A 7,767-nucleotide genomic window follows, 5' to 3' on the forward strand; every position below is an offset into this window, starting at 1 on the left:
GAGGGTGTGAGCCCTCACCTGCCGCTCTGATGACGGGCGTTGAGGGCGTTGTCGAGTGTGATGGCCGCGTCGATGAGCGCGAGATGGGTGAAGGCCTGCGGGAAGTTGCCCAGTTGCCGCCCGGTGGGGTCGATCTCCTCGGAGTACAGCCCCAGATGATTGGCGTAGCCGAGCATCTTCTCCAGGACCAGCCGGGCCCGGTCCAGGCGGCCCGCGCGCGCCAGTGCGTCGACGTACAGGTACGTGCACAGCGAGAAGGTGCCCTCGGATCCCCGTAGTCCGTCGGGTGAGGCAGCGGGGTTGTACCGGTAGACCAGGCTGTCGCTGACCAGCTCCTGTTCCATCACGTCCAGAGTCGTGTTCCACGCCGGGTCCCCGGGGGTCAGGAAGCCCACGGTCGGCATGCGCAGCAGCGAGGAGTCCAGCACGTCGCTGCCGTAGTGCTGGACGAAGGCGGCACGGTCCTCGTTCCAGCCCTGCGCCCAGACCTGCTCGTAGATCCGGTCCCGTGCCGCGCACCAGAACTCGGTCGCGGCCGGTCTGCCGTTGTCCTGGGCGAGCCGCAGGGCGCGGTCGAACGCGACCCAGGACATGACGCGCCCGTACGTGAAGTGCTGGCGACCGCCGCGTGTCTCCCACACGCCCTCCTCGGCCTGGTCCCAGTGGTCGACGAGCCAGTCGAGGATGGTGCGCAGGGAGTTCCAGCCCCGGTGTCCGAGGTGGAAGCCGTGCCTGTGCGCGAAGGAGATGCTGTCCATCGCCTCCCCGTAGATGTCCAGCTGCAGCTGCGTCGCCGCCCCGTTGCCGATGCGCACCGGTGCGGACCGCTCGTAGCCCTCCCAGTGCTCCAGGATCTCCTCGTCGAGGTCGCTGGAGCCGTCCACCCGGTACATGATGTTCAGCGGTCCGGTGCTCCCGCCGGAGCCCGCCTTTTCCTGGGCCCGGTCGGAGAGCCACTCGATGAACGCCTTCGCCTCCTCGACGAACCCCATGCCCAGCAGGGCGTAGACGGAGAAGGCGGCGTCCCGGATCCAGGTGAACCGGTAGTCCCAGTTGCGTTCGCCGCCCAGTTGCTCCGGCAGTGCCGTCGTCGGGGCGGCCACCAGGCCGCCGCTCGGTGCGTAGGTCATGAGTTTCAGCGTCACCGCGGACCGCTCCAGCATCTCCCGCCAGCGACCGGTGTACGTGGACTGGCCGAGCCATGACCGCCAGAACCGGATCGTGTGGTCGAAGAGCTCGTGGTACTCCGGCAGCCCGATTTGCCGGGGCGGCTCCTGCGCCGACGATTCGAGGACGAACCCGCGCGACTGGCCGGCCCGCAGGGTCAGGGACAGGCGCAGGTCGCCCTCGCCGGTGACCGTCGTCTCCAGCTGCTCGTCCTCCGGTGCGCGGACCGCGTGGACCGTCAGGTCCAGCCCGTTCGACACGAAGACCGCCCCGTGCTCGGTGGTCTCCACCCTGTGCGGTCTGCGGCCGTAGTCGAAGCGCGGAGCGATGTCGATGTCGAAGGTCATGGCGCCGCGCACACAGCGCACCATCCGGACCAGCCGGTGACGCGGTGTCGCCGTCGCCCCGGTCACCGGCATGAAGTCCACGACCTCGCCCGTGCCCGCCTCGGTCATGAACCGGGTCACCAGAACGGCCGTGTCGGGCAGGTAGAGCTGCTTGGTCGCGTACATGGTGTGCGCCGGCCGGACCGTGCAGTGCCCGCCCTTGCGCCGGTCCAGCAGGGCACCGAACAGGCTGGGCGAGTCGATGCGGGGACAGCAGAACCAGTCGACCGTGCCGTCCGTGGTCACGAGTGCCGCGGTCTGCAGGTCCCCGATCACACCATGATTCTCGATCATCGGGTAGTCACCCATCGCGGCGTCCCTTCCGGCGTGTGCTGGTGCCCGGATGCCATGACCCCCCCACCCGTTCAGACTAAGCCGGGCGACCCTCCCGGGCCCGTCGAGCAGTTCCGGGCGCCGAACGGCGGCCCACGAGCTCCTGCGGACCTCGGCGAACGCCGCCGGCGTTGCCCCGAAGCCCCCGCCCGGGCTGCGGCGATACGCCAGGGCCGCCCGGTGGATCGGGCCGCTGGTCGGCCTCCTCCTCGGAGCGGTCCTGCCGGACTCGTCGTGGCGATCGGCGTCCTCGTGGTCCAGCAGGCCACCGGCGCCCTGTCGCCGCGCTGCATGCGCCTGTGGTACCGGGACCGCTTCGGGCGGCCGTCCTGGCCGCCTTCACCGGCACCTTCGCGTTCGCGCACCCCCTGCTGCGCAAGATCGGGGCTGACTCCGTGCCCGATCCGGGGGGCACGCTCACGGGCGTGGCCGCGGGTTCCACGACCCGGTCCGCCGCGCCCTGGGCACTCACCGGTGACCGGCAGGGCATCGGCGGAGGCCGGCGGCCCAAGGCGGTACCGCCCGAGTGAGTCCGCGCCGTTGGCTCACCTGTCCTGTGTGACGTCGCTGTCACGCAGCCTGCGCCAGAGCTTGGTGCGGTGCAACACGTACAGGGCGATGAACAGGACGCCGAGCTGCAACCCGACGGCCAGCAGCCAGAACACGAACTTGCTCTCCAACTCGTCGGTCATGTACGTGAAGTTCATGCCGAAGTAGCCGGTCAGGAACGACAGCGGCAGGAAGATGGTCGACACGATCGCCAGCCGGTTGATCACGCCGTTCTGCTCGCCGGACACGAGGGAGGTGTAGCTGGCGAAGGTGCGCCGGGCCGCTTCCTGGAGGGTCTCGATGTCGGTGAGGGACAGCCTGCTCGCGTGCCGGAACTGACGGGCGAGACGCTGGCGCGCCTCGGGGAAGTCGCGGCTCAGCATCCTCCGGGTGAGGATCTCGTCCGTCACCTGGAGGTAGGGCAGCAGGGAGTGATGGAAGAGGGCGGAGCGTCGGCGCAGTTGCGCGAGGCGGTAGACCTGCTCCGGGCGCCGTCGGTCGAACATCTCGTCCTCGAGCTCCTCCACCAGCAGCAGGTCCGCCACGGCGGCCCGCCTGAAGGTCTCCAGAGCCTCCTGCAGCAGCAGGAACAGCATGGCCACCGCATCGGAGGGCCTCTCGAACCCCAGCCGCACCTTGAGGCTGTCCATCAGTCCGATCCGCCCCCGGTGAACGGTGATGACATGTTGCTCGGTCGCCAGGGCATGGAAGTGCGTGACCCGGGTGCCGTCGACCACGGGCACGACGAAGCCCGCCCTGTCCCCGAGGAAGTCCGCCCGGGTGGGTTCGCCGGGCCTGCCGAACCAGACCAGATGCTCGCTCTCCAGGCCGAGCTGACGGGCCAGCGGCGGTTCGACCGGAACCTCGTCGTCGGGCAGTTCGATGTCGACGAGGAGGAAGTCCGACCGCGCCAGACGCTCACGTGCCTGAGGCAGATCAGTGTGCGTCACGACCCCTTCCGGCATCGCGACCACCGATACGATCATCGCCCCTCACCGTTGTCACGGGACCCGTCGGTATCACCCTGCGCACATTCCGGCGACCACGCATGCCGGTGCGCGCAGACGCCGTGCCGGGCACCCCGATCGAGTGACCGGCTCAGTCGACCGGCCATGTGTGCGCCGGGGCGTTGAGGTGCATGTAGTCCATGTAGAGCTGTGTCATCCGCCGCAGGGCCTCATGACGGCCCTGATGGGTGGAGTCCTCGATGCGGTGGAACATCTCCTTCTGCCACACCGCTCCGTTGCGGGCGGTGACACACCGCTGCTCGATGATGCCGAGCAGGGGCTCCCGCCAGGCCGCGTCCATCCCGGAGTGCTCCAGTCCCCGGTGGGCCAGCGGCAACAGGCGGCGCAGGACGAGTTCGGGCGCCGGCACCTCACCCATCCCGGGCCAGTACAGCAGCGCGTCCATACCCTGCCGGGCGGCCATGTGCAGGTTGTCCTCGGCGGCGGAGAAGGACATCCGCGACCACACCGGCCGGTCCTCCTCCACCAGGGCGCGGGTGAGCCCGTAGTAGAAGGCGCCGTTGGCGAGCGTGTCGGCGACGGTGGGCCCGGCGGGCAGCACCCGGTTCTCGATCCTGACGTGCGGTTTGTCGTGGGAGACGGCGTAGACCGGACGGTTCCAGCGGTAGATGGTGCCGTTGTGCAGGGTGAGTTCGGCCAGTTCGGGGATGTCGCCGCGGTCCAGCGTCTGCAGGGGATCCTGTTCGTCGCACAGGGGCAGCAGCGCCGGGAAGTAGCGCAGGTTCTCCTCGAAGAGGTCGAAGACGCTGTTGATCCACCGCTCTCCGAACCACACCCGGGGCCGTACGCCCTGCACCTTGATCTCCTCCGGACGGGTGTCCGTGGCCTGCTCGAACAGCGGGATGCGGGTCTCGTGCCACAGTTCCTTGCCGAACAGGAACGGCGCGTTGGCCGCCAGCGCGATCTGCACCCCGGCTATCGCCTGTGCCGCGTTCCAGTAGTCCGCGAACTCCTCCGGGGAGACCTGGAGGTGGAACTGGGTGCTGGTGCACGCGGCCTCGGGAGTGATCGTGTCCGCATAGGTCCGCAGCCTGTCGACGCCGTCGACCTCGATGAGCAGGTCCTCGCCCCGGGCCGCGAAGACCTGGTCGTTGATCAGCCGGTAGCGCGGGTTCTCCGACAGCGCGGCTTCCCCCACGTCCGACTCCCGCAGCGTGGGGAGGATGCCGACCATCACCAAATGCGCGCCGACGGACCTGGCGCGCTCGTCCGCGTGGTTCAGCGCGTCGCGTATCTCGGTCTCCCAGGCGTCGGGGCCGCCCGCCGTCAGCGTGCGGGGCGGCACGTTGATCTCGAGGTTGAAGCGGCCCAGCTCGGTGGACCAGGCCGGGTCCGCGATCGCCCGGAGCGCATCGACGTTGCGCATCGCGGGTTCCGCCTCGTCGTCGACGAGGTTCAGCTCGATCTCCAGGCCCACCTGGGGCCGCTCGGACTCGAACCGTGAGTCACGCAGCATCTGCGCGAAGGCGTCGAGACACTCGTGCATCTTGATGCGGTACCGGCGGCGGTCCTCACGGGTGAAGACCAGCGCCGGGACGTCCCGTCCCATCGGCCCTCCCGGGTTCCCCTCCTCGGACACCTCTCATCCCAGCGTCGCACCACCCGGCGGCGCTGACCATGCGGAACGGCCACGGCCGTACGGCACGAGCGCCGGGAACGGCGATTTGCCTTCGAGTGGACTCCAGCATCCAAACTGATCGCGACCGGATCCGTGCCGAGGACAGAATGGCGACAGCACATGGCGACGACGAGCCAGGCGGGGCACCCACTCCCGTACGACACCTACCGACAGGCGATCGAGCGGGAGACGCTGCGTTTCGCCGAGGTGGCGAGGGGTGCGGATCCCGCGACCGCCGTGCCGTCCTGCCCCGACTGGACACTGGCCGAGCTCACCCGGCATGTGGGCGCGTTGCAGCGCTGGTTCGGCACGCTGCTGACCCGGCTGGTGCAGGAGCCGCCACGCAGCCGCGACCTGGAGCTGGGTCTGCCCGAGCGGGCACGGGACTATGCCGACTGGGTGGCGTCGGGCGTACCCGCCGTGGGGGCCGTACTGCGGGACACCGATCCCCAGGCGGCGATGTGGGCCTGGGGCGAGGACCAGCACGCACGGTTCTGGGCCCGCCGGATGCTGTTCGAGACGCTGGTGCACCGGGTGGACGCGGAGCGTGCCGTCGGCCGGGAGTCGGACATCGATCCGGCACTGGCGGCGGACGGGGTGGACGAGTTCCTGGTCAATCTGCCGTACGCGGGCCTCTTCGCCCCGGACGTGACGAAGCTGCGCGGCAGCGGCGAGACCATCGTCTTCCGGTGCGCCGACCTCACCGACCGGACCGGCGAGGAGTGGCGGGTGCGGCTGGACCCGGACGGCTTCCGAGTGCTGCCGCCGACGGGGACCGGCACCGCGGCGGCCGATCCGCAGGTGGCGGTACGGGGGCGGGCGGCGGATCTCCTGCTGCTGCTCTACGGGCGGCTGTCGTACCAGGAGTCCGCCTTCGAGGTGTCCGGGGACGCCACGGTGCTCGACCGCTGGTTCGCGCACACGGCGTTCTGACCGGCGGCCGGCGCGGCCGACGGACGCTCGCCGCACTCCGCGGGGGTGGTCCGGTGCCGTCGTCGCCGGTTAGCCTGACGCTATGACGGATGTTGCCGGCACCCCCTCCGCTCCGGCCGCGCACGAGCTCCACCGGCTGTCCCCGCGCGACGAGTCCCGCGTCGCGCTCGCCCTGACACTCCGTCAACTGGCCGACACCGTACTGGATGCCGTTCCGGTCGAGGCGGATCCCGCCCCGGGTGACCTGTTGCGTGCGGCACTGCGACTGCAGCGCCGCACCGAGGACGTCATCCGCGAAGCCGTGGTCGCCGAGCGTGAACGCGGCACCACCTGGGGGCAGATCGGTGAGGCGGCCGGTATGACCCGGCGGTCCGCGCACGAGAAGTGGTACGGCGACATCCACGCGTGGGCGGCCACCGGGCGCAGCGCGCTACCGTCGCACCTGAAGACGCTCGAAGTGGCCGCGGAGGCCGATGCCCGCTACGCCAGGCTGCGTCCGGACCGGCCACGGGCGGTCACCGCGGGCCTGGACGCGGTCCGTTTCCCCGGTTCCCAGGTGTACGAGGCCAGCCTGCGCGCCCGTGGCTCCGCCCTGCACCACCGCCGTACCGACCTGGACGCACGGGCCGCGAAGCTGAACGAGGAGTACGGCGCGCTGCACGCCCGCGGCCCCGCCGCGCCCGTCGGCGGTGACCCGCTGGAGATAGCGGCCCATCGCGGGCACGCGGCCGCGGTGCGCGCCAACCGCGCCGCGATCGCGGCGGTGCACGAGGAGATCGCCGGGATCTACGACCAACTCGTCACCGCCGAGCCTCCTTTGGCGGAGGAACACCGCGGGCAGGCCGACTGGCACCGCAACGCCGCCCAGCAGGCCCGCACCTATGCGGAGCTCCTGCACGGCAGCGACGGGTGACCTCCACGGGATGACTGTCTGTGCCAAATGCGGCAAAGCGCAATCCGTTCAGGGCCGTTCTGCGTACTCACTCACGTGAGGCAACCCCTCCAGACCGACGGGCACTGGGCTCAGCGTCCCTGAACACCTGGAGTCACGATGCACTCCATCAAAGCTGCCGAAGTCACTTTGCGGGGAGTGGGTGTGTGCTGCGCCGTGGGCAACACGGTGCTGCACACACTCCTCGTCCCCGATCACCTCGAGGAGATGTTCTACATCGGCGTCCTGTTCGCCGTGGGCAGCGCCATCATGCTCGGCGTGGCAGTGGCGCTGGCCGTGGTGAAGCGTCCCTTGGTCGCATGGCTGACCGGAACGCTCGTGAGCCTCGGCATGATCGTCGGATTCGCGCTGTCGCGCACCGTCGGCCTGCCGGGCGGCTATTACGAAGACGGCTGGGAGTCGCCGTACGGCCCTCTGTCCGTGCTGGTCGAGGGCCTCTTCGTCATCGCCTTCGTCGCCTGGCTCGGCGACCGGGCCGCACACGGCGTCACGCCCGCACTGCGGTACGCGCCGCATCCAGAAGAAAATCACACCTTTTCTTCCGAAAACGCCATCCAATGAGCGTCCTACACCGTATGTGATACGGGGCTTGTTTCAACAGGAGGAACACATGGCGATCTTCAGTCAGCTCTTCCCAGCCATGCACGGTGACCATGGCGACCATGGTGACCATGGCGACCACGGTGATGACAGGAGGGATTCGTTCTCGGGACACGGCCGCGGGCACGACAGGGGCCGTGACCGTGGGCGTCACGACCACGGTGACCACGACCACGGCGATCACCGCTGATGTCATGAGGA

Annotated in this window: 7 protein-coding genes; 4 read left to right on the forward strand and 3 right to left on the reverse strand. The window is 69.7% G+C overall.

Annotated features, from left to right (window positions below; translation table 11 throughout):
• Positions 1 to 14: 14 nt before the first annotated feature.
• Positions 15 to 1,862 (reverse strand): glycoside hydrolase family 15 protein, encoded by a 1,848-nt coding sequence (locus ACFW2E_RS09020; protein WP_384463617.1) that lies wholly within the window; start codon positions 1,860 to 1,862, stop codon positions 15 to 17.
• A 323-nt stretch (positions 1,863 to 2,185) separates the two neighbouring features.
• On the opposite strand from ACFW2E_RS09020, the gene ACFW2E_RS09025 reads away from it, so the two are divergent.
• Positions 2,186 to 2,416: a hypothetical protein gene (locus ACFW2E_RS09025; protein ID WP_384463620.1), complete on the forward strand. Its 231-nt coding sequence runs from the start codon at positions 2,186 to 2,188 to the stop codon at positions 2,414 to 2,416.
• Between the two features lie 15 nt (positions 2,417 to 2,431).
• Here ACFW2E_RS09025 and ACFW2E_RS09030 read toward each other — a convergent pair whose 3' ends face one another.
• Positions 2,432 to 3,421: a CorA family divalent cation transporter gene (locus tag ACFW2E_RS09030; protein WP_384463623.1), complete on the reverse strand. Its 990-nt coding sequence runs from the start codon at positions 3,419 to 3,421 to the stop codon at positions 2,432 to 2,434.
• A 112-nt stretch (positions 3,422 to 3,533) separates the two neighbouring features.
• Positions 3,534 to 5,012 carry a glutamate--cysteine ligase gene (locus ACFW2E_RS09035; protein ID WP_384463626.1) on the reverse strand — a complete coding sequence of 493 codons (1,479 nt, stop codon included), beginning with the start codon at positions 5,010 to 5,012 and terminating at the stop codon, positions 3,534 to 3,536.
• Positions 5,013 to 5,201: 189 nt separating this feature from the next.
• Between ACFW2E_RS09035 and ACFW2E_RS09040 the strand changes: the two genes are divergently transcribed.
• The 3 genes from ACFW2E_RS09040 to ACFW2E_RS09050 all read left to right on the forward strand — a co-directional run bounded on the left by ACFW2E_RS09040 (position 5,202) and on the right by ACFW2E_RS09050 (position 7,527).
• On the forward strand, positions 5,202 to 6,014 hold the full coding sequence (locus ACFW2E_RS09040; RefSeq protein WP_384463628.1) for a maleylpyruvate isomerase family mycothiol-dependent enzyme: 813 nt from the start codon (positions 5,202 to 5,204) through the stop codon (positions 6,012 to 6,014).
• 82 nt (positions 6,015 to 6,096) lie between these two features.
• The gene (locus ACFW2E_RS09045; RefSeq protein ID WP_384463631.1) at positions 6,097 to 6,927 is read left to right on the forward strand and encodes a hypothetical protein; all 831 of its coding nucleotides are present in this window, start codon (positions 6,097 to 6,099) and stop codon (positions 6,925 to 6,927) included.
• A 138-nt stretch (positions 6,928 to 7,065) separates the two neighbouring features.
• Positions 7,066 to 7,527 (forward strand): hypothetical protein, encoded by a 462-nt coding sequence (locus ACFW2E_RS09050; protein ID WP_384463634.1) that lies wholly within the window; start codon positions 7,066 to 7,068, stop codon positions 7,525 to 7,527.
• Positions 7,528 to 7,767 lie beyond the last annotated feature (240 nt).

This window comes from Streptomyces sp. NPDC058964 (assembly GCF_042741275.1).
GTDB lineage: Bacteria > Actinomycetota > Actinomycetes > Streptomycetales > Streptomycetaceae > Streptomyces.